Genomic DNA, 21,259 nt, shown 5'->3' on the forward strand with positions numbered 1-21,259 from the left:
GCGCCGGCGCAGCCGCGGCCGGCAGCTGCGCGAGCAGCGCGGCGCCGTAGGCGGCCTCGGCCTGCGCGAGGCGCTCCAGCTCGCGCAGGCCCGCGAGCCGCGCGTCGAGCTCGGCGAGCTGCTCGCGCAGCGCCGCGAGGCGCGGCTGCAGGGCTGCCGCCAGCGCCGCGATCACTTCGTCGCTGATGGCGTACGCCTCCCTGCGGTACAAGCTTTTCGCTTCCGCGGCAATCTGCTTCGAGTACGTCAACGTATACTCGTTTCCGAACACCGCGGCCTCGTTCACCTGACCGGCCAGCCATTCCGGCGTAAGCTCCACGTTGATCCGGTCGGCCGCCTCGGTAATGGCCCCGGCCGGCAGGCCGTGGCCTTCCAGCTTCGCTTTGACCGTCTGCTGCACGTGTCTGGCCACCTGCGTCTCCACTTGCGACGCAAAATCCTTATGCAGCGCAGCAAGCCGCTGCTCCCGTTCCGCCGCCGTCTTCGCGGCGGCGCCAAACCAGCCTACCTTGAAGCCGGGTCGGCGGCTTTCCAAATACACGTGCGCGAAGTCCCGCGTCACGGCAGGAATGACGTTGGCGTTGTCCAACACCGCCGCCACGTCTTTGCGCACAGCTGCCTGAAGCTCCGCAGGCAGCGATTCGAGCCGCGCCAGCTCGGCGCCTGCCTCCGCATATTCCGCCTGGACGGCGTCTAGATCCTCGCCGGAGGCAGCGAGCTGCTCCCGCAGCGCTTCTTTTGCCGGCTCATTGCGCTCGGCCATCTTCTCTGCGTGCGCGGTTGCCAGCGCCCGCGCCGACTTCTCGAGGCTGAGCCGCACGAGCGGCTGCCGCAGCTCGATCAACTGCCCGAGCAGCCCATCCAGCTTGCTCCACTCGCTGGACGGATGATTCGGCACTTTGACCGACGTATAGACGATTCCGTTCGGACGCACGCCCCAACTGGCGAACGCTTCGCGCACGCCTTCCTGATATGCGGCGAACGACAGCTCCTGCTCCCGGTGCTTATCGATCATGTTCACAATCAAATAGAGCGGCTTGCCCCACTCTATCATTTTTTTCGCAAACGCCAAATTAATTTCCGATTGCACATGGTTATAATCCATGACATAGAACACAACGTCAGCCAAATGCAGCGCCGATTCCGTCGCCAGCTGATGCGCGTCATCCGTCGAATCGATGCCCGGCGTATCCAGCAGCGCCGCATGCTCTCCCAGAAACGGGATCGGATAGCGGATTTCCACCGTTTCAATCGCTTCACCGTTACGGCAATGCTCCGCCAACTCGTCCAACGGCACTGTTTCGGACCGCGGTTCGCCCATCCCGTGAGCTTGATTGCCGGCCTCATCGTCGCGGTAAATGACCCGCGCCCCGGCTTCCCCGTTCACGATACTCACAATGTTCGCGCTCGTCGGAATCGGACTCGACGGCAGCAGCATATGACCGCACAGCCGGTTGATCAGACTCGACTTCCCAGCCGAGAAGTGCCCGCAAAACGCCAAATAAAGCCGCTCGCTCTGCGCTTTCGCCAACAGCTGCCGCAGCTTCTTTCCGTGCTCTCCGTCCCCCGTTTGCTCTACCTTCGCTAGCAGCCCTTGAACGGCGGCAAGCATTTCATCCTGCGGAGCCCCGCCTTGCAGCCCCTCTTCGTTCCCTGTTTCTACAGACATTGCTTCTGCTATAGTCAATTCGCTTTTCATCGTTTCTCCTGCCCCTGTTCATCCTTCTGTCTAAAACGAAGCGCTTCTCGGCTAGCTTTTGTTTTCTCCACAAAAAGAAAAAACCGAATCGCTTCGGTTTTTAGTGTACCATATTTTCCGTCTCCGGGATAAATATTTCGAAAACATCGCGATGCTGCAAAATCGTAATGTCTTTATCCTTCACTTTCATAACGACAACTTCCGGACGCTGCTTCATGCGGTTCAAGTAATTTTCCGGTACGCTGCCCGACTCCGTTACAACGACGCCTTCAACCTGCTTCTCTTCGTTTTCCTGCAAAGGAGTCTCAAGCACTTTCTCGTAAATATCCGAAAACAGTTCAAAATCGCTGGTGTAAACCGATATGCATTTCATCTCTAATCCTATCCTTTCGTATTACGCCTCTTTAGTTTTTGCAGCTTTGACAGCCGCTTTCGCTTTTGGTATAGGCTTCCTATTCGAGTTCGATTTCATTCGTTTTTTACCTTCTCGGCAAAGATCGATCAGCGGGCAAACCTCGCATTTGGGGTTTTGCGCTTTACAGTGATAGCGTCCGAAAAAAATAAGCCGGTGATGCGTCTGCGTCCATTCTTCGCGCGGCACCCGTTTCATCAGCTTTTTTTCCACTTCGAGCACCGAATCGTTAACCCCGGCAAGCCCGAGCCGTTTGGATACCCGTTCCACATGCGTATCGACGGCTATCGCAGGCACATCGAAAGCATTGGAAACGACGACGTTCGCCGTTTTTCGTCCGACGCCTGGCAATTCCACCAGCTTCTCGTGTTCTCGGGGTACTTCCCCGTTATACTTGTCCAAAAGCATTGCGCACAAAGCCTGAATATTTTTGGCTTTGTTCCGGAACAAACCGATCCGCCGAATATCCTGCTCCAGTTCTTCGAGCGGTACGGCCAAATAGTCTTCCGGCCTCTTGTACTTCTGAAACAACGTGGCGGTTACTTTGTTGACCGTCTCGTCCGTACATTGGGCCGACAACAGGACGGCGATCGTCAACTCGAACGCATTCGAGTGGTTAAGCTCGCAATGGGCATCCGGGAACATATCGGCAATCGTATCCAGTATGGTTCTCGCTTGCGTCTGATTCATGCTCCCTGTCCTTTCTTTCGCCTGTTTCTTACAGTTTACCGAAACACAGCATTCGAATCAATGACTAATGCCGACAAAATGCGAACTTTTTACGAAAAAACCGCCTATGCAGCGAGAAGTTCTCACTACACAGACGGCTCAAACCGGATAAAAGTTTCAAATAAACCGATTAGGGCTTTTCAATTTCGAAAATTTTATCGTCGATCACGTAAACCATGACTTCTTCGTTCTCCATAAACGTGCTTGGGGCCACCGTTTGCGTGCCTTTGTGCAAATACGCTTTGGCGAATAAATTGTACGATGTTTTATCGTTATTCGCCGTCGGCTTCAGAAGCAACTGATTCAGCACCGTATCGTAAGAGGATACCGTCCGCTTCGTCGCGGTCGCCACTTGAATGATCGCCTTATCGTTCGCGTCCCGGATAATCTCCACCCGGTCATTTTGCTTGATCGTATTCAACGCGGCGGACGTATTGGCATTCTGCCTGATGGTGAACTGCTGTCCGACCGTGATCACCTGGATGTTGCCTTGGAAGTCCTGAACGGTCAATGTGCCTGCCGCTACGTCCACATTCGTTACTTTGCCGCGCACCGAATTGAGCAATTGAAGATTATCGAGCTTGGTACCGCTAAAGCTGGCTTTGACATACTCGTCGATCAAAATATCCGAGAAGGCATGGGATTGCTTGCCCGGGTTAATAATTTGATCGTTGTTTTCCACTTTAAACGTTAGCTGCGAGCCTGTCTCGTCTTTCGCGGTGACTTGGTTCGTGCTAGAGTTGGTGACCAGCACTTTGTATACGCCCTTTTTCTTAGCCATCAGGTTTGTTACGAAATCCTGATTCCCTGTAAGCGTCAAACGGATCGCATCGCCGACTTTCAGGTCCGTAATGGTGCCGTTCGTTTTGTTAAACATTTCCACCGGCGCGCCATAATTGACTTTGAACGTTAAGTTCTGCCCCCCGGCGGTACGAATAGTCAAGTCGTTTGTAATATTGCTCGTATTGATTTGAGCGATCGTGCCTTCCACATTCATTGTCGATTCGATTTGCACGATTTTATCTTTGGATACTTTCAGGTCCACTCTTTTCTTGTCGTTGCCGTTGCCTATAAACGTACTCTGGAAGTTTGATTGCTGTACCGGACCGCCCATAAAGCGGATGGTCGTATTATCCGTCAGCCGGTATGCCCCTACTCCGTCGCTCTCGGTGCTGATCGTCACCACTTTGGAATTGGCGTCATAACTAAGGATCGTCGCATATACGAATTGCTTGACCGAACGGCTGGTAACGGAAATTTTGACGATTTTATCGTTTACCAGATCCATCTTCAACTGGTCACCGGATTCAATGTCGAACAAGCTTGGATTCGTCAACCCGTCAATCGTTATAATCGCATTGTCAGCGATATGATAGGCTCCTAGCGAACCGCCTGCTTTATTAATCGTCAAGATCCGTTTGTCGCTGCTTAAGCTCGCCATCGTTCCTTCGACGGATTGGCTAAAATCAGCCGGCTTCTTCACGGAAACAACTTGAAGCTCGTTCGCTTTCACCTCGTAACTGACCGCGTCGCCGACGCGCAGCTTCGAAAGGTCGGTCGTCGTGCCGTCCTGCAGCTTCACGACCGTACGCGCGGTGAGCGTAAACGATTCGTTCTGCCCGGTCCCCTGCTCCAAGAATGTCACTTGGTTTGAATCTTTGTTCAGACTGAGCACCGTACCTTCAGACGTTTTGCTGACCGGGGTCTGCTTTAGTACGATTTGCGAGATCTTCGATTCTTTCAGCAGCGTGTTCTTCTTCAATTCGACGATGCTTCCCGGCGTCAAAGAGCTCAAGCTCAGGCCGCGGCCGTCTTTATCCATCACCGTGACGGTCGGGAACAAATCGTACAGCTCGTTCTTTCCGTTCCGCTGAATCGAGGCCATCATCCGGTCGGTGAATATTTCCGCCAGCGTTCCTTCGTAGGTTTCCATCTTCTGCTGATCGTTGGTGAGTTCTATGTACAGTGCCGCGCCTTGATTTTGCACAAGGTACACTTCGTTTGTAAGCTTAATGTTGGACAGCGAAATCCGGCTGTCGTCTTTGCCGCTATAGAGGGCCGTATCGGAAGACAGCGTGTATTCCGTCGTTTCCCCTTTGGCATTCAGTATGCTAATTTTGCGGTCGGTTACTTCCATCACATATCCCGAAACAACCCGGGAGGAGCGGGAGGTCGCTTCTTTATCCGCCCGGCTTAGGAACGTCGCCATTTGGGCGCGAGTAACTTTATCCTTCGGCTTGAAGCTGTTATCCTCAAAGCCTTGTACGATCTTGAGCGATACCGCCGCGTTGATATAACCGGACGCCCACGACGAGAAATTCTTGCTGTCCGTAAATGACGAAGAGGATTGCGCCTGCTGATTGGCCAGCTCCTGTTTCCCAATGGCGCGGATGACCAGCTTGGCCACCCATTCGCGGGACGCTTCCTTAGCTCCCCAAGCCGTCTTGGCATTTGAGCCGTCTGCCGTTTCCTCTTGAATATTAATTAAGCCGTGGTCAATTGCATAGGCAACATACGGCTTGAAGAAATTGTCTACAGCGAAAGGCAGCGCTGTTCCCGCCTTGCTCTTCGCTACCTCCGATTCGAGGCCCATAAACCGCAGTGCCATAACGATGACTTCCTGCTGGGATACGGAGTTTTCCGGACGATATTCCCCTTTTTCATATCCTTCGATCACCCCGAGAGAAGCCAGCTTGGTGACATGCTTGATCGCCCAGTGCTGGTCCCCGACGTCGGTAAAGCGCTGCGAATTTACGGAGCTTCCCGTCGAAATGTTGCTTTTGGTTTCAGCCGCGGCGGCAAAGACCGGGCTTCCGAACGCCAGCGACAGCGCCAAAACGGCTGCCGCCAATCTGCGTGCTTGTCTGGAATTGATGCTTTTCATGAAATAGCTCCTCTCGATCGACTTATGTTAGTTCATGATGTACGTTAACTTTGGCTGCGTTTGATCGGATGCGGCAGATCCATATGTCCCATCAGGCTTTCGACCTGCTTTCCGTCTACCAGCACTTCGATGGATTTGACTTCGGAAAACTGGAACATCGTCTTTTGCAGCGCATCCAGCAGCATCTCTTCTCCTCCGGATCCTAACCTTCCATCATCTGCGATGGATACGTCAAGGTTCAGTTGACCGTCTTTCAACGCGACACTTTTGTACGTAAACCCTTTAAATAACGGAATCGTTTTGTCGTCAGGGCTTTTCTTCAACTGGTTAAGCGCGGCCAAATATTTGTCCTGATCTTGTTTAAAATTGATCGTCACATCTTTTTGAACCAGTTTTTCAAGCTGGGCATCGCTGTAATACGCTTTAATCTTCAGCTCTTTCTTTTCCGGGTCCACCTTCGGGGTCGACGTCTCCGACGGGGTCGTCTGAGTTGTCGTCTTATCTCCATCCGTCCCAGCCTGTGCAGTTTGTCCGCTCTTGGAGGGCGGTGTTTCTGCGGTGCCTTGTAACGGCGCTTTGCTTGTTCCGCAGCCTGCCAGCAGCAGGGCTGCGATTGCCGCAGCAGCCATTCCTTTTTGCCATGTCTTGTGCATTGTCACCCACTCCTTACTCGAGATTCAACTGCTTCTTGATGGCAGTCACGATGGATGCGGCGACCTTGTTTTGAAATGCATCCTGATACATCAGTTCCTCTTCCGATCGATTCGTCAAGAAGCCGACCTCCAGCAGCACGGCCGGCATGGTGGATTTTTTGATAACGACAAAACGCTCCTGCTTCACTTTGCGGTCCGGAAAACCGGTAGCCTCGACAAGATACTTATGCATCAGCTTGGCAAAATCGAGACTTTGCTCCGTCCAATAATACGTTTCTGTCCCGCCGACGGTTTCACTCCCCGCGGAATTGGCATGAATCGAGACGAACAAATCGGCATCGGCATTGTTTGCCATGTTCGGGCGTTCGTCCAGTTCGATGAACGTGTCGTTCGAGCGGGTCATCGTCACTTCGATCTTCGGTTCTTTCTCCAGTAATGCCGTCACCTTCTGGCCGAGCGACAGAACGAAATCTTTCTCGTGTCGCTTATTCAGCGAGCTGGCGCCGTTATCCTTGCCGCCATGTCCGGGATCGATGTAGACCCGGTAGCGGGTTTTACCGAAAGATACTTTTCCGGTAATTTCCCCGTTTTGCTGCACGGAGGCTAAGCGAAGCTCTCCCTTTTGCGGCAAATCTAATACCATTCTAACGATAGATGCTTCTTTTGAAAATAGCGAATAACGAATTTGTGTGACAAATTCGCTCTTATCCGGCAAAGTTCCTTCGCCTTGCGGATTGAGCTTGGCCATAAGCGCCGGATCAAGCTGCGCGTTAGGCAGGTCAAGAACGACCCGGTCCGGATTGGCCAAACGGAATATACTTGGCTTTCTGGCGCAATCCGACGTTTTGATGGTCAACGTGTCGCCTTGCAGCGAAATCGACTGTACGGTAACCACGCCGTTCGTCGCTTTCTTGTCGCCATCCGTCTCCGGCTTGCCCGCGACCGGCGGCTGCGTCCCGCTCGTTGTCTGCTGGGCCCCGCTTCCCGGCTGATCCGCTCCGTTTGCAGCCCCTTGCACAGCTCCGCTAGAGGCTTGAGCGCCGCCAGACACCGTCTGCGCAGCGCCGTTCGCCGGCTGATTGCCTCCAGCAGCCGTTTGCGTGCCACCGGTCGCTGCCTGTTGACTTCCTGCGGCCGCTGTTGTACCGCCGCTAGTCGATTGCATGCCCCCGGCCGTGGGAACGCAGGCCAGCATCGGCCCGGAACCGCCTTTCCCTGGCGACGTGCCTCCCGTTGCGGGGGTACTGCCAGGTGAGGTGCCGTTGTCCTTCCCAGCTTTCTTTTCGCTGTCCGGCTTATCCCCTGCCTTCACCGTAGCGTCCGGATCGAACGAGGAAGCGGGCTTGCCGTCGGCCGGTACGCTGGGTTCTTTTACCCCTGGCTTGTCCGTTTTTGAAGGAGCCTTATCGTCTTTACTCTTTTCCGGCGTTGCCAGAATAACCGACTGGGTGGGTTCCTCCCATGATACTTTTACCCCTAACTGCTCGCTTACGAATCGTACGGGCAGCATCGTATTGCCCTCGATGATCGTGGGCGCCGCCTCAAGCTGAAACGATTTCCCCCCTGCCGTTGCGTTCTTTTTGTCAATAAACAGCTGTATACTGGTTTCGTCTTTAACTACCGTAACCTTTCGCTGCTTCTCGTCCCATGTAACCTTGGAACCGAGCTCTTCCGCAATGATACGAACGGGCACGATGACATTCCCGTCCACGTTGCGCGGAGCAACTTCCGGCGCGAGTTTTTTTCCATTTAAAACCAACTGAATTGGCGGCGCGGGCGGCTTAGACGACTTCGGCGTAGGTGACTTGGACGGAGCGGCAGCCGAGCCTACGGCCGGCAGCAACAGGAGCGACGCGATCGATAGGGTGAACCAAGCCGTTAAAATTTTCATTTTGCACCTCAAAATCTTTTAATTTTTTTGCTTTATGTAGAAAGCTGGAAGTGATTGCAATTTCCAGCAAACAAAAAGAATACCGTGACGAAAACTACCAATATATTAGACTAAATTCTATCAAAAAAGTTGCACGTTCGGCAAATTTCGTAGAATTCGTGAGGAAATACGAAAAACCGAAGGCTTCTCGCCTTCGGCTTCGGTTCTCGATGATTTTCAGGCAATTTGAACTTGCGACGATTGCTTAAGGAGCTCGCGGAACTGGTCCCCGGAAAGCACTTCTTCAGCAATCAAAATATCAAGCGATTGTTCGAATACGGTTCTATGGCTTTCCAGCATGCGCCGGGTCGCCTCCGTCAGCTCGTCCAAAATCGCGGCATTTTCCTTCATAAGCTCCTGCTTCGTGACCATCTCGCGGTCAATGATTCCGAGCCTTGTAAGCCCTGAGTCCATCATGGTACGCACCATATTCAGCGCCTGTTCGAAATCGTTGCGCGAGCCGGTGCTTCGTCCGCCGTAGAACATTTCCTCCGCTACGGCGCCGCCTAGTGCAACCATAATCTGCTGCTCGATCTCCGCTTTCGTGTACAAATACTGATCTTGCTGCGGATTATGACGCACAAAACCGAGCGCTTTCCCGCGAGGGCTGAGCGACACCTGAGAGACGGAGCCAGGACGTACCAGCTCGGCGGCAATAGCGTGTCCAAGCTCATGAAGCGCGACGCGTTCCCGCTCTTCCTTATTCGATTCACGGTCCGTCTTCTCGCCGAGCATGACCTTATCGACGGCCAGCGACAAGTGCTGCTGTCCGATTGCATCCGATTCGTCGCGCATAGCATATATTGCCGCTTCGTTCATAACGCTTTCCAGCTGTGCGCCGGAGAAATGGAACGTTTCCCGCGCGATGGCGTCCAGGTCAACCCCTTCGGCCAGCGGCTTGTTTTTAGCATGAATGTTCAAGATGTGCAGCCGGCCCTTCTTGTCCGGCAAATCGACTTCGATATGACGGTCGAACCGTCCCGGTCGCAGCAGCGCGCCGTCCAGCATTTCCTTGCGGTTCGTGGCCGCAATGATCAATACGCGAGGCGTATCGCTCGTATGAATCCCGTCCATCTCGGTGAGCAGCTGGTTCAGCGTCTGGTCATACTCCCGGTGCTGGCCGCCGTCCCGTTTGCCGCCGATCACGTCAATCTCATCGATAAATACAATGGCGCTCTCTTTATTTTCCTTCGCGGCGCGCGAGCGGGCTTCCTTGAACAAGTCGCGGATACGGCTCGCCCCGACGCCGACATACATTTCAACGAACTCACTGCCGGATGCCGCCAAAAACACGGAATTCGTGTAATGCGCCGCAGCCTTTGCCATCAACGTTTTCCCGGTTCCTGGAGGACCGGTCAGCAAAATGCCCTTCAGCGGGCGAATACCGAGCTTTTTAATATCGTCGTAACGGATCAGAAAATCAAGCGCCTCTTTCAGCTCGCCCTTTGCCCGATCCTGTCCGCCGATATCGTCGAACGTCAGGAAACCCGGCGTTTTACCGCGCGATTTGCGCTCCGAGCCTACGTTTAGCCCTCCGCGAGCGCGGGCCATATACAAAAAGGTACCCAAGATCGCGGCCATAAATACGATAGGAAACAGATTGACTCCGATATAAAGCAGGAAAATTACAAGTACCGGGATAAAGCCCAGCAAAATCTCTTTGCCGTACTTACTCATTCGGCCACACCCCCAGTTTGGCAGGCGTTCTCGGCAGCATGACATATTTGCTTGTCGTGCCGTCCGATAGCGTAACGTACACGTATTTATCGTCCATCTCGGTGGACGCTTTTATCCCCTCGCCGCCCTGAGCCTGCAGCGTTTTCGGGATTTGCGCATACTGCTTCGTTTCCATGGCTTGAGCCACCTCGAACAAAGCGGAAGACCACCATTGCTCCAACTTCGGTGACGGATCGTTCACGATTTTGAGCTTCAATTCCTTGGTTCCAAGCGTCGAACGACCATCGGTTTGGATCTTGCTATATACTTCACGCAGGTTCGTACCCGGTGCGAGTTTCAATTCCATCCGGGCATCCGGCCCGCTTAAGTCCATAGAAACCAGCTCAACCCCGGAAATGCCGGAGACGACCTTCTGCAGCGGACTTTCCATCGCCAATGTCCGGTAAGCAAAATAACCGCCGAACAGCAGCGTTGCCGACACAAGAACACTCAATACGACAGGCAAGAGACGTAGTTTCATATTCATCAACTATACGTCCCCCTTTCTATAAATTCATGTGAAAAAGCTTCCGACGAAGTTTCCCATCTATACGTTTTAGCCATAACGTAAGTATATCACATCGTATATACGAATGTTGATGCAATGTGTGGCAATTGAATGAATGGCCCTGTGTGCCTTCACTGCTCTTTGGACTCCGCTTGCAAGCGAACCATAAAGAACAGCCGCGGAGGATGCCGCTTCGTTCGGCGTTTTCCGCGGCTGATTTTAGCGTTTGATCGCCGGATCGTGCTACTGAATAGTCAAGCGCAGCGTATCGATCGGTTGGCCGTCCTTAAAAGCGTAATAATCGTAAAAGTGCTGTTCCACTTTTCCTTCCGGCTTCAGCTTGTAAAATACTTCCCAGACCAGCTGGCCGTTGCGGATTCCCGTAGTCGTCCGGAGTACCTTTGCTTCCGGATGCGCCGCTTTCACTTTCGATTCAGCCTGTTCCGCATCGATTCCTGCACTGCCCATTTCCGTATGGATCTCGTCTTGACCTACCCATACATACACCGGCTGCCCGATTTTATCTTCCCCGGTGATAACCGTATACGGCTTCTCAGCAACGAACCGTTCGACCTTATCCGCTTTGGTCAATATCGTTTTCTCGTAAGCGGTAAGGACGGCAGCGCGCTGCTCCGTCCATTCCTTATCCATAATAAAGTTAAAAGCCATACTCATTCCGGTCACAATCACAACTGCCGCGGCCCCGGCAATGATTGTGATCTTCCATGCTTTGCGCACCGGCGGCCTCCTTTCTGCCTTGTCGTGTTGAGACGCTTATAGTGCCGTCAAACGCTCGAAGCTTTGCTGCGCCTCGAATTTGACCTTTTCTTCGTCCATCGTCAGGCATTCGCCTTTTCGGACAACCCAACGTCCGTCGATGCAAACATCCGTTACATCCTTGGAAACGGCAGAATAAACGACGTGCGAGATGAAATTGGTCCGTGGGTAGAAATGCGGCTGATCGATATCAAGCGCGATAAAGTCGGCCTTCATTCCTTGCTGAAGCGCACCGACGTCGTTTAGCCAGATCGAACGGGCGCCGTCGAGCGTGCCAAGCTTCAAAGCCTCCGAAGCGGATACCGCAACCGGATCGCCGGATACGCCTTTATGAATCAGGGCGGCCAGCCGCACCTCTTCGAGCATGTCCAGATTGTTATTGCTGGCGGCTCCGTCCGTACCCAGGGATACGAGAACGCCCGCTTTGAGCAGCTCCGGCACGCGGGCTACGCCGCTAGCCAGCTTCAGGTTGCTGCCGGGGTTGTGCGAAATACGCACGTCGTACCGTTTCAGCACTTCGATCTCTTCGTCTGTCAAGTGTACGCCATGAGCTACGAGAGTCGGACGGGAAAATACGCCGAGCTTCTCCAAATGCGCTACCGGACGCAATCCGTATTGATCGACGTTTTCCTGCACTTCTCTGGCCGTCTCCGACATGTGGGTGTGGATCGGCAAATTCAAGTCGTGCGCCGCCTGCACAATACGTTCGATATAATCCGGAGGGCAGGTATAAGGAGAATGCGGCGACATCATCGTCGTGATGCGGCCGTCCGCTTGGCCGTGCCAATCTTTTGCAAAAGCAATCGCCTCGGCCAGCTTCGCGTCCTGTACCTCCCGCGAGCACAGCCCGATCACGCCGCGCGTAAGGCAGGCGCGGATGCCGCTCTCGACCGCCGCATTCGCGACTTCGTTCATATGATCATACATATCGACGAAGGTCGTCGTTCCGCCTTTCAGCATTTCCAGCACGGACAAACGGGTGCCTGCACGTACATCCTGGGCCGTGAACTTGCCTTCCATCGGCCACATTTTCTCCTGAAGCCACACTTGAAGGGCCATATCGTCGCCGTAACCGCGAAGCAGCGACATCGCGGCATGCCCGTGCGTATTGACGAGCCCCGGCATGAACAGCTTGCCCGAGCCGTCGATACGCTCGTCGTATGAATCCGCAGGAAGCGGCGCCTGTTCTCCGATATATGTAATGCGGTTTCCTTCAATGACCATGCACCCTTGGATGATAGGCGCCTCTTCATTCATCGTTAGAAACGTTCCGTTTTCAATAATTGTTTTCTTCACCGGACACAATCCCCTCCCAATTCAAATACAATCTCGTTTTCAATGTACACCCTGCGGAGTACAAAAATCAAGCTGACTATACCCTCCAGGGGTAATACGCTTACATAGCTAAAGATTCATGAACATATGGTAAAATGGATAAACTAAGAATTGCATTCCGTTGTTTGATTATGTTATTTTTAATTTTGTGTGAATTGGCGCGTTTTTTCTACATATTTCTTTCTTTTAATTTTAATTTCTTGTAAATCTTCAATTACCTGGGAGGCCAAAACTGTATGTTGTTTACAAAAAAGAATGACACCGATTTTCTGCTGCTGCTCATTAAAGCGTCGGAAAATACGCTTGACGCCGCACAGATGTTTCGGAACGCCGTCATGGGTAGCGAGCCGCCGGCTACGTTTTACCCGCAGCTGAAAGAACTCGAAAACAAAGGAGACCAAATCACACACCAAATCTTCAAAGGATTGAACAAAGTGTTCATCACGCCGCTGGACCGCGAAGATATTTTGGAGCTGGCTTCCAAAGTGGATGACGTGCTCGACGGGATCGAAGCTACGATCGCCCGTTTCGATTACTTGAACATAACCGCCTCGGATAAATATATGAAAGAATTTTCCGCCGTGCTCGTTGCAAGCTGTCAGCATATTCTGGACTCCTTCAAGCTGCTGTCCAAGAAAAAATATATGCAAATTACCGAGCACACCGTACAGATCAACAGTTTGGAAAATGAAGCCGACCGCCTTATGAGAGAAGGCATTCGCGAGATATTCACCCACCCTAAAGATCCTTATCACGATTTTAAATTAAAAGAACTTTACGAGCGCCTGGAGCAAACGACCGACGCATGCGAAGACGTAGCCAACATTTTGGATAGCGTAGTCCTGCGGTATTCTTAACAGGACCGTTTTACAATTCGGAACATGGGTACGACTCAGCCTGCCTAGGAGGAAACTATGTTAACCACTATCATAATCATCGTAGCTCTGGCGCTGCTCTTCGATTTTATTAACGGTTTCCATGATACGGCCAACGCCATCGCTACATCGATTTCAACCCGGGCGTTATCGCCCCGTTTTGCCGTATTTTATGCTGCGATATTGAACTTCATCGGTGCGGTCTTTTCCTCGGAGGTCGCCAAAACGGTCGGAGGTAAGGTCGCCAATCCCGCTACGATCGACAACGGCGTATATATCGTTATTGCCGCGCTGTTGTCTGCCATTATCTGGAATTTGCTGACTTGGTACTATGGCATCCCTTCGTCTTCCTCCCATACGCTGATCGGTTCTCTCGCCGGAGCGGTCATTGCGGGAGCGGGAGTCGGGGCGCTCAATTGGTCCGGATTTAAAGAAATCGTGCTGATTCTTGTCCTTTCGCCGATTATCGCTTTCGCAACGGGCTTCGTCGTCATGTGGATCATCCGTAAGCTTATCTTGGTTAGCGGCAACCAATCCCGTTCGAAGATGAATCGTACCTTCAAGAGCTTCCAAGTGCTTTCAGCAGGCCTGCTGTCTTTCTCCCACGGAGGTAACGACGCGCAAAAAGCGATGGGGATTATCGTCTTCGGTCTCGTCGCATTAGGATATCAAAACAATTTAGATGTTCCGATGTGGGTTAAAATAGCTGCTGCGACAGCCATGGGGCTGGGAACCTCCATCGGTGGTTGGAGAATTATCAAGACGATGAGCAAAAAGCTGCTGAAAATCGAACCGATCAACGGCTTCGCCTCGGACTTGAACTCGTCTATCGTTATTCAGATATCTACGCATCTTGGCATGCCGCTCTCGACGACACATGTCATCTCGTCTTCCATTATCGGAACGGGTTCTGTGATGCGGTTTCATGATGTAAAATGGGGGACGGTCACCCGTATGGTCCTGACGTGGGTGATTACCATTCCGATCAGTATGGTTCTTGCTTTTATCATTTATAAAATTTTGTTCGCGCTTGTAGCATAAGAACGGACAAGCCCGGGCAATCCGGCAAATATAAAAAGGATAGAGCTTCAGAACAACGTTCTGTCAAGCTCTATCCTTTTCTCATGTTCGGCAATAAACCGATTATAAAATTCCGGTTAATCCAGATAATAAGCCAGGCTTTGCAGCTCCGTTGTAAAATCGGCATGATGTACCCGCATTTCACTCGGCACTTTAATAATCATCGGTGCAAAGTTCAAAATCGCCTCGACACCAGCCTCCACAAACTGATTCGCCACCTGCTGCGCTTCTGCCGCCGGGACGGTAATAATCCCAATGCGTACTTTTAGCTCTTGGATGGTCGCCTTCATTTCGCTCGTCGACTTGACCTTCAAATTGTTGATCGTATCCCCGATCTTCGATTCGTGCGAATCGAAGACAGCTACGATTTTCATATTATCCTTCAGATAGGCATTATAATTGCATAAGGCGCGGCCCAGATTACCCGCGCCTACCAGCGCTACGGGAATGATTTTATCGAGCTTTAGAATTTGACGGATTTTTTCGATCAAATAATCGACGTCGTAGCCGATTCCCTTCTTGCCGAATTCCCCAAAATAAGCCAGATCTTTACGGATTTGCGCCGGATTCAAGTCCAGCTTTTGCCCAAGATCCTGAGAGGAAACCGTCTGTACGTTCTTTTTGCTGAGTTCGTTCAAAAACCGGAGGTACACCGGAAGCCGGCGCACGACGGCCTCGGAAATTTTCATCGTCTTCATGCTTGGTTCTCACCCATCCACTGCTTTATTCTTGGTACGAGCTGATTCGAATTCATATGCTCGATTTTGGGGCCCGGCAGCGAATACAAGAAATATTTGCCGTAATTCGTGTCGATCACCCGGGTATCGTATATGATGACGATGCCTTTATCCGTAGCCGTGCGCACCAGCCTGCCGAAGCCTTGCTTGAACCTGATAACCGCCTGCGGTACCGACAGCTTCATGAACGGATTCTGGTTTCGCTGCTTGATCATCTCCGTCTTTGCTTCGATCAACGGATGGTTCGGCGGTTGAAACGGCAGCCTGACGATCGCCAAACAGGTAAGCGCATTTCCAGGAATATCGACACCTTCCCAGAAACTGCTTGTGCCCAGCAGAACGCAGTTCGGACTGTTCTGAAACAGTCGCGTCAGCTTGCTCCGGTTGCTGCTGTCCACACCTTGGCCCAGCACGCCAATACCGAAAGGGCTTAACATCTCTTTCAACGCGCCATGAACCAGCTTGAGCATCCGATTGGACGTAAACAATACCAGCATCCGGCCCCGCGTTTCCAGCGCCACCTCGGCAAGCGACGGCACGAGCCGATCGACGAACTCCTTCTCGCTGCTGGCTCCACGCAGCGTAGGGAAATCCCGAGGGATGGCCACGAGTGCCTGATCGCGGTAATTAAACGGCGAAGGAAGCTGAACGGTTTTCAGTTTGCCATCCGCCCCGTTTTCTCTTAAGCCCAACTGATCGCACGTATAATCGAACGATTTGCCGACGGATAGCGTCGCCGAAGTCAGAATGACACTATCCTTCGGTCCGAAGAAATGCTGCTTCAGCATCTCGCTGACGTCAATCGGCACGCAGAACAGCTGGAGCGACCGGTTTCTGCTGTACGTCCCGGCTTCAAGCCAATAGACATAGTTCGCATCCGGCATCGTCATGAAGAAATGAAGCGAATCCCTGTGCCGGTACAACTCCTTGACGGTCCCGCTAAGGTCCGTAATCAAACTTTGGACATCGTATTCGTCCTGCACCTCTTTGATCTCCGAGATCAGCTTGTCGAGCGGCTTCAGAGCTTCCCCGAAGTTCAGCTGCATGTTCTCTTCGAGCACTTCGAGCTTATCCCATCCCGTGGGTAGTGAGTCTTTTTTGACCCGATAGACAAGGCCATTCCCTTCCGATTGGGACGGGTCGCTTCGCGAAGCCAGAAGCTGGTACAGCAGCTCCGTCAGTTGATCCCATTCTTCCTTCAACTGCAGAAGCTTCTCGACAACGCGGTCAATCGATATGCACCAGCCTTGAGCACGCTCGTCCTCGAACCGCTGCAGCCGAATCCGCAGATTGGACAATTGTCCTGAACGCGCATCTTTATAAAGCCAGAGGAGCGTGTTGGACAAACCGTGATAATGCAGCTCGATCCCCAGATGCTTACCGGCCACTTCCTCGAAGTGATGGGCTTCGTCGATAACCAAATGCTTGTATCCCGGCAGCAACCGGTTTTCCGCTTTCATATCGGTGAACAGCAGCGAGTGGTTGGTAATGATAACATCTGCGGTGTTCGCCTCGTGACGGGCGCGGTGATAGAAGCATTTTTTAAACCACGGGCAGGCGCGGTTCAAGCAAGAATCCGTATCGCTTTCCACCGATTGCCAAAATTGTTTTCCTTTATTGGCGAAATGAAGCTCTTCTTCATCCCCATGCTTCGTTTCTCCCAGCCAGACAAGCATTTGCCCGGCCGTAATCCGGTCTTCCTTGCCGTGTTCGAAGTCCAGTATATTCATTTTGTGCTCGAATTTGCGCAGGCACAAGTAGTGGCTCCGCCCCTTCAGAACGGCCGCCCGGAAGCCTACCGGGAACAGCTCGTGCAGCAGTGGCACATCCCGTTCTCTGAGCTGCTCTTGAAGATTGATCGTATGCGTGCTGACCAGCACTTTCTTGTCCTGCTTGAGCCCGTAATATAGCGAAGGAATCAGATAGCCGAGCGATTTCCCCGTGCCTGTGCCCGCTTCGATCATCAGGTGCTTGCCGTCTTCGAAGGCGGTCTCTACCTCGCTGAGCATTTGCACCTGAGATTCTCTATCCTCGTAAGCGGCAAAACGCTGCTGAAGCTCTCGCTTAAGCTGATCGTAGAATGCAGGAAAATCATCCGGCAGCCGCAGGATATCTTCCTCCTCCCGCACCGGCTCTTCTTCTCCCCATTCTCCAACGTTCAACGCAAATTGGCGGAAATAACGATCCAGATCCGGATCAAGCGGCTGATGCAGCTCTTTATATTGCCGCATTTCGCTCACAAACCAGCCGAAATCTCCCGCCGAATCGGCAAATATCAGCTCCAGCCTTTGCAGAGTAAGCAGCGGAAGCGATTGAAACCGTTCCATGCAACGGAGCCAGATCAGTGCTGTGACCTCGGCATCGCTATCCGCCTGATGCGGCCGTTCATGTTCGATACCGAAGGCGTGGCAAACCATCGAAAGCTGCAGACTCGACAAGCCGGGAAACAAAACGCGCAGCGCGTCCATCGTGTCCAATACGCGTCCGTCGAACGGGAAGTAACCGTTATCGTCCAGCGCCCGCTGCAGAAAAGCAAGGTCAAAGGCAATATTATGACCCACCAGAACTGCGTCTTGGAGGAGAGGAACCATCTCGGCAATAACCTCTTCTATCGCGGGAGCATCCTTAACCATTTCGTCGTCGATTCCGGTAAGCGTTGTAATTGAAGAAGGTATACTTATGCCCGGATTGACGAGAGAAGTATACCTGTCGGTCATTTCATGGTCGTTTATAAGAAAGAGCCCGACTTGGATAATGCGATCCGTCGCCGTGCTCCCCGTCGTTTCAAAGTCTAAAACTGCAAATTTCATCGGAGTCGTGTCAATCCCTTCATTCCCACTCTTCTCATAAGCATACCAATACTGAGGGAAAAAGGGAATAGCAAACTTACCCTTTTTACAAAAAAACAGGAACGAACATTCGGTTAATCCGTAGGCCGCGACATATCGAACACAAACTGAAGCCCGCCCTTTTTCTCGCAGCAAACGCCCAAATCGAGCAAAGGCTGAACACTGGAAGGATCGGTTCGGTAAGCCATATTGAACAATTCGCACGCTTTGTCCATATTGTGCAGCTGCGCTTGGATGCACCCCATGGCATTAAAGGAGATCGCTTTGAGTTGCATGTTTTCGGTTAGCCGAGATAAAAATTGAAAATGCAGGTAGCTTTCTCCGGCTTCCCCCTTACGCAAGTAAGACATGGCCAAATAAATCCGTGCCAAATTAAAATCGGGTTGGAGCCGGATCAACTCGTCGAATTCGGCAATCGCCCGGTCGAACATATGGAGCTTGTAGTATCCTTGTCCCCGGATAAACAAATCGGTTCGTTTGCCTGAAAATTCGGGATCGAGCGGATCGGCTCCCGTACCGTTCAATGAAATGCCGGCTATGCTTATCAGCTTGCTCCATTTCTCTTCGAACTGCAGCCATTCTTCAATGCAGGCGTCGCTCATCGCCTTCAGAGCCCGCAGCTTTTCCTGCAGCTCCCTGCGTGCGGCGCCTTGGGAGGACGGGTATTGCGAGATGACTTCATCCAGCATTTCGTTCATGGAAGCAAAAAGATGATTAAACATCGGCCGTATCCCACCTTTGCTTCTTTTCCCACAGCAGCTTTAAACGTCTTCGCCGCAGCTGTGGCGCCCGCTGTGATCGTATCTACATTGTGCGTCTACCCGTCCCGTTTCATTCTCGTTTAAAGGACCGTGGAATGAATTTCTTCCTTCAACACGCCGACGACTTGATTGTTCTCGCCCATAATGGCAATGCTCGGGGTATGCTTACGGGCTTCTTCGTCCGATAACATGACATACGATAAAATAATGACAATATCTCCGGGGTGGACCATTCTGGCCGCAGCACCGTTCAAGCAAACGACGCCCGAGCCCCGCGGTCCGGGAATAATATAGGTCTCGAATCTGGCGCCGTTATTATTATTGACAATTTGGACTTTTTCGTTAGGCAGCATGTCGACCAAGTCCAGCAAATCCTGATCGATCGTAATGCTCCCGACATAGTTTAAATTGGCTTCCGTTACGGTCGCACGGTGAATTTTTGATTTTAACATGGTACGAAACATGGCTGACGCCTCCTACGTTTTTGCACTCTCGGAACACTGTCCCTTAAGCTGTCGGGTTACGAATGGCTCAATGAAGCAACGGGAGCATGAAGTATCCGATTATCAATCAAGCGCGTTGCCCCGAAACGGACGGCCACGGCGATAATAATTCTCTCGTCGCTGTTCCAAAAATCCACTGGAGACAGATCCGGATAAGACAGCAGCTCCACATAATCGATATCGGCCAAAGGCGCGGACTGAACATGCCGAACGACCGTCTGCCGCAGCTCCTCCGGGGAGATCGCTTTTTGACGAGCCGCGAGCTGCGATTCCGCCTCTTCCAGGGCTGCGGAAAGGACAAGGGCCTGTTTTCTCTCTTCCTCGCTTAAATACACATTGCGCGAGCTCATCGCGAGTCCGTCTTCTTCCCGGACGATCGGACAAGGAACGATGGTGACAGGGATGTTCAGATCGTACACCATTTGCTCGATGACCGCTACCTGCTGGGCGTCCTTCATCCCGAAATAAGCTTTATCAGGCTGAACGATATTCAGCAGCTTGGTAACGACCGTCGCAACGCCGTCAAAATGCCCGGGCCGGGAAGCTCCGCACAGACGCTCGGTTACTCCGGAGACAGAGACCATCGTTCGGGTCGGCTTCGGGTACATCTCGCTTATCTGCGGGAAAAATACGATATCTGTCCCAGTCTCACGCGCGATGGCCATATCCCTTTCCTCATCCCGCGGATACCGTTCCAAATCTTCGTTCGGTCCGAATTGCAGCGGATTGACGAAAATGCTCAGGATAACTACGTCGCACTCTTTGCGCGCAGCGTCGAGCAGCGAGGCATGGCCTCGGTGCAGGAAGCCCATCGTCGGCACGAAGCCGATGCGTACGGCCGGGTTGGCAGCCCGTTTTGCTTTAACCAACTGTCGTAATAATTCAATCTGATGAACAATCTGCATCGGTAATCAAAGCTCCGTTTCTTATTCTCTATGTGCTGCTACCGGTTTCCCGCCACCGTACAAGGACTCCGCCACTTCGTCGTCCATACGGAACGAATGCTCCGGCCCCGGGAAGCTGCGCTGCTTCACGTCGTCCACATACTGGCGAAGCCCGCTGCGGATCATTTCGCCGACATTCCCGTAGGTCTTCACAAAACGCTTCGGATGAATGTCCGATCCGTAGCCGAGCGCGTCGTGAAATACGAGCACCTGACCGTCGCAATTTTTGCCGGCGCCAATCCCGATGGTCGGAATGGACAGCTTGCTCGTCAGATTTGCGGCCACTTGGTCGGTCACCAGTTCCAGCACGATGGAGAATGCTCCAGCCTGTTCCAAGGCTTTGGCGTCGTCGAGCAATTTTTGCGCTTGAGCGGCTGTCTTGCCCTGGATTTTATAACCGCCAATCTGATGAATCGACTGAGGGGTCAGACCGAGATGGGCCATCACAGGAATGCCGGCTTGCACAAGCGCTTCGACCGTCGGCGCAATCTCCGCTCCACCCTCCATCTTCACCGCTTTGGCCAGCCCTTCCTGCATAATCCGTCCCGCATTCCGCAGCGACGCGTCGATGCTGCCGTGATACGTATTAAACGGAAGATCTGTCACCACAAAGCTGGTCCGAGCCGCACGCGTTACCGCACGCGAGTGATAGATCATATCGTCCAGCGTGACGGGGACCGTCGAATCGTAGCCGAGCACGACATTGCCCAGCGAATCTCCCACAAGAATCACATCGATGCCGGCTTCCTCCGCCAGCATAGCCGTCGGGTAATCGTAGGCCGTCATCACGCTGATCGGAATCCCGTCTTCTTTCATTTTTCTCAGTTTGGCCGTCGTTACCGGTTTACGCATGTCCATGATTAACAC

At 52.6% G+C, this 21,259-nt stretch carries 18 protein-coding genes; 2 read left to right on the forward strand and 16 right to left on the reverse strand.

What is annotated here, in order from left to right:
• The 10 genes from QMG93_RS16010 to QMG93_RS16055 all read right to left on the reverse strand — a co-directional run.
• Positions 1 to 1,699 (reverse strand): dynamin family protein (locus tag QMG93_RS16010; protein WP_281938126.1); only part of this gene is annotated, 1,699 nt, incomplete at its 3' end.
• A gap of 100 nt (positions 1,700 to 1,799) precedes the next feature.
• Positions 1,800 to 2,072, reverse strand: a complete 273-nt coding sequence (locus QMG93_RS16015) for a hypothetical protein (protein WP_010501064.1) — start codon at positions 2,070 to 2,072, stop codon at positions 1,800 to 1,802.
• A gap of 21 nt (positions 2,073 to 2,093) precedes the next feature.
• Positions 2,094 to 2,801 (reverse strand): endonuclease III, encoded by a 708-nt coding sequence (gene nth / locus QMG93_RS16020; protein WP_216792168.1) that lies wholly within the window; start codon positions 2,799 to 2,801, stop codon positions 2,094 to 2,096.
• Between the two features lie 169 nt (positions 2,802 to 2,970).
• Positions 2,971 to 5,724, reverse strand: a complete 2,754-nt coding sequence (locus QMG93_RS16025) for an S-layer homology domain-containing protein (RefSeq protein ID WP_281938129.1) — start codon at positions 5,722 to 5,724, stop codon at positions 2,971 to 2,973.
• A gap of 44 nt (positions 5,725 to 5,768) precedes the next feature.
• Positions 5,769 to 6,377, reverse strand: coding sequence for a GerMN domain-containing protein (locus tag QMG93_RS16030; protein WP_281938130.1), 609 nt, complete (start codon positions 6,375 to 6,377; stop codon positions 5,769 to 5,771).
• 13 nt (positions 6,378 to 6,390) lie between these two features.
• Positions 6,391 to 8,268 carry an N-acetylmuramoyl-L-alanine amidase gene (locus QMG93_RS16035; RefSeq protein WP_281938132.1) on the reverse strand — a complete coding sequence of 626 codons (1,878 nt, stop codon included), beginning with the start codon at positions 8,266 to 8,268 and terminating at the stop codon, positions 6,391 to 6,393.
• Between the two features lie 216 nt (positions 8,269 to 8,484).
• Complete coding sequence (locus tag QMG93_RS16040) at positions 8,485 to 9,984, reverse strand: AAA family ATPase (RefSeq protein WP_281938134.1); 1,500 nt, start codon at positions 9,982 to 9,984, stop codon at positions 8,485 to 8,487.
• Positions 9,977 to 10,510: a hypothetical protein gene (locus QMG93_RS16045; protein ID WP_281938136.1), complete on the reverse strand. Its 534-nt coding sequence runs from the start codon at positions 10,508 to 10,510 to the stop codon at positions 9,977 to 9,979. Before QMG93_RS16045 ends, QMG93_RS16040 begins: the two co-directional genes overlap by 8 nt.
• Before the next feature lie 264 nt (positions 10,511 to 10,774).
• Positions 10,775 to 11,269, reverse strand: coding sequence for a DUF5590 domain-containing protein (locus tag QMG93_RS16050; protein ID WP_281938138.1), 495 nt, complete (start codon positions 11,267 to 11,269; stop codon positions 10,775 to 10,777).
• 36 nt (positions 11,270 to 11,305) lie between these two features.
• A complete protein-coding gene (locus tag QMG93_RS16055; RefSeq protein WP_413789302.1) occupies positions 11,306 to 12,565 on the reverse strand; it encodes an amidohydrolase in 1,260 nt (419 codons plus the stop codon).
• A 314-nt stretch (positions 12,566 to 12,879) separates the two neighbouring features.
• Here QMG93_RS16055 and QMG93_RS16060 point away from each other — a divergent pair, with 314 nt between their 5' ends.
• Positions 12,880 to 13,500: a DUF47 domain-containing protein gene (locus QMG93_RS16060; RefSeq protein WP_281938142.1), complete on the forward strand. Its 621-nt coding sequence runs from the start codon at positions 12,880 to 12,882 to the stop codon at positions 13,498 to 13,500.
• Between the two features lie 57 nt (positions 13,501 to 13,557).
• Positions 13,558 to 14,559, forward strand: a complete 1,002-nt coding sequence (locus tag QMG93_RS16065; RefSeq protein WP_281938144.1) for an inorganic phosphate transporter — start codon at positions 13,558 to 13,560, stop codon at positions 14,557 to 14,559.
• A gap of 116 nt (positions 14,560 to 14,675) precedes the next feature.
• Here QMG93_RS16065 and QMG93_RS16070 read toward each other — a convergent pair whose 3' ends face one another.
• From QMG93_RS16070 to panB, 6 genes are all read right to left on the reverse strand, one after another.
• The gene (locus QMG93_RS16070; protein WP_010501041.1) at positions 14,676 to 15,296 is read right to left on the reverse strand and encodes a redox-sensing transcriptional repressor Rex; all 621 of its coding nucleotides are present in this window, start codon (positions 15,294 to 15,296) and stop codon (positions 14,676 to 14,678) included.
• Positions 15,293 to 18,145 (reverse strand): ATP-dependent DNA helicase DinG, encoded by a 2,853-nt coding sequence (gene dinG, locus QMG93_RS16075; protein WP_281938147.1) that lies wholly within the window; start codon positions 18,143 to 18,145, stop codon positions 15,293 to 15,295. The genes QMG93_RS16070 and dinG overlap by 4 nt, the downstream gene beginning before the upstream one ends.
• A 113-nt stretch (positions 18,146 to 18,258) precedes the next feature.
• Entirely contained in the window at positions 18,259 to 18,906 is a 648-nt protein-coding gene (locus tag QMG93_RS16080; protein WP_281938149.1) for a tetratricopeptide repeat protein, read from the reverse strand.
• A 119-nt stretch (positions 18,907 to 19,025) separates the two neighbouring features.
• A complete protein-coding gene (gene panD, locus QMG93_RS16085; protein WP_010501035.1) occupies positions 19,026 to 19,409 on the reverse strand; it encodes an aspartate 1-decarboxylase in 384 nt (127 codons plus the stop codon).
• Between the two features lie 56 nt (positions 19,410 to 19,465).
• A complete protein-coding gene (gene panC / locus QMG93_RS16090; RefSeq protein WP_281938152.1) occupies positions 19,466 to 20,353 on the reverse strand; it encodes a pantoate--beta-alanine ligase in 888 nt (295 codons plus the stop codon).
• Between the two features lie 21 nt (positions 20,354 to 20,374).
• Positions 20,375 to 21,250: a 3-methyl-2-oxobutanoate hydroxymethyltransferase gene (gene panB, locus QMG93_RS16095; protein WP_281938154.1), complete on the reverse strand. Its 876-nt coding sequence runs from the start codon at positions 21,248 to 21,250 to the stop codon at positions 20,375 to 20,377.
• Positions 21,251 to 21,259 lie beyond the last annotated feature (9 nt).

This window comes from Paenibacillus tyrphae (assembly GCF_027925525.1).
Taxonomy (GTDB): domain Bacteria; phylum Bacillota; class Bacilli; order Paenibacillales; family NBRC-103111; genus Paenibacillus_G; species Paenibacillus_G tyrfis_B.